Origin of the sequence: Vibrio genomosp. F10 str. 9ZD137, from assembly GCF_049974785.1 — a bacterium.
Lineage (GTDB): Bacteria > Pseudomonadota > Gammaproteobacteria > Enterobacterales > Vibrionaceae > Vibrio.
On sequence record NZ_JBNGCJ010000474.1, the window covers coordinates 1 to 1198 of the forward strand.

Genomic DNA, 1198 nt, shown 5'->3' on the forward strand with positions numbered 1-1198 from the left:
CCCACTGTTTTAGTTCCGTTTAAGCAACTTGTTATACCTACCTTACCATTTAAATCGTCTCAGAAATTCAATGCCAGCACCAGCTAAAATGGTTAAAGATATATCTTTTGTGAACCAATAAACCCCAATATCAATGACTATATTTAAAGTGACCCAAATAGTATTGTAAGCAAGCTTAAGCTCTGTTAACAAATACAGTTTCTGATTGTTAAGTTTAAAGAGAGGCTTACTTGAATCATACTCTAATGATTTATCATCAACTACTTTCATAAGCTGATAGTGTTCATTGTATTTTGTATTAAGCAATTCCTCGATTTGATTTTGTAATAGACGATTAAAAAAAGTTGCAGGAATAAAGTCTTCGAGTGGTTTTTTCCAACCATTGGATTCACTTCCAATGGTAAAGCTTTCTGATTCAAGGTTATATGATGAAGTATTAACAAGCATTTCTAACAACTGTTCCCCAAGATATATCTCTAAAAGAATCAGTTTTACCCATGCCAGGCAACTAACGTTTTTGCTTTCATTTAAGAAAACAGTCTTAAAAACACTTTCTCTCAATACAGGGACTCCTTGTAGGTATAACGCCAAACTAACCCGCACGAAACTTTGGCATATACTTTTGCGTAGCAAAAATGCCAAGCGTGAAGTGTCGGGTTTAGTGCCTTGTTATATGCTTGATATTAAATTTAGTTTTCGGATATCTCTTTTAACCTATTACAGGTATCAATATCTGTGTTTTCGACCACTAAAGAACCTCCAAGGTTATGGAATACGTGGCATGCATTATTAGCATTTACCGCTTCGACGACCTTTCCATTACTAATTATTTCATTTTGTATATGCCGAACTTCTGCTAGGTCGTTTACAGCAGTTTTATTTTCTGGGTTTAAGGCTACTTCAACAACCAATATTCCTTCTCGTTTTCCTAACTGACGACGAGTCACAATTTCTAGCGCTGTTAGTCCTAAACTACAATTAGTTACATTGGCTTCATCATTTGAATAACAATTCCAGTTATTGCGGTTTTCTTGAATGCTAGTCAACTCATCTGACAATGTGCTTGATACAACAGGGAAGCTCATGGAAATTAGAAGCAATTTAAGTAATCTATTTTTCATTTTCCACCTTCATTTTATACAGACCGTTAGTAGTAAATAGGCATATAACGCTTTGCTAAGCGGCAAATAAACCAGCC

Annotated in this window: 2 protein-coding genes; both read right to left on the bottom strand. The window is 35.0% G+C overall.

Features of this window, described 5'->3' with window-relative positions; all coding sequences use genetic code 11:
• Nucleotides 1-42: 42 nt before the first annotated feature.
• Nucleotides 43-561, bottom strand: a complete 519-nt coding sequence (locus ACP45E_RS11420; RefSeq protein WP_017037633.1) for a hypothetical protein — start codon at nt 559-561, stop codon at nt 43-45.
• A 128-nt stretch (nt 562-689) separates the two neighbouring features.
• Entirely contained in the window at nt 690-1121 is a 432-nt protein-coding gene (locus tag ACP45E_RS11425; protein WP_017037634.1) for a hypothetical protein, read from the bottom strand.
• Between the last annotated feature and the right edge of the window lie 77 nt (nt 1122-1198).

Bases quoted from the DNA above. Each gene is read 5' to 3' on its own strand.
- ACP45E_RS11425 (WP_017037634.1), bottom strand. From the start codon at position 1,121: ATGAAAAATAGATTACTTAAATTGCTTCTAATTTCCATGAGCTTCCCT.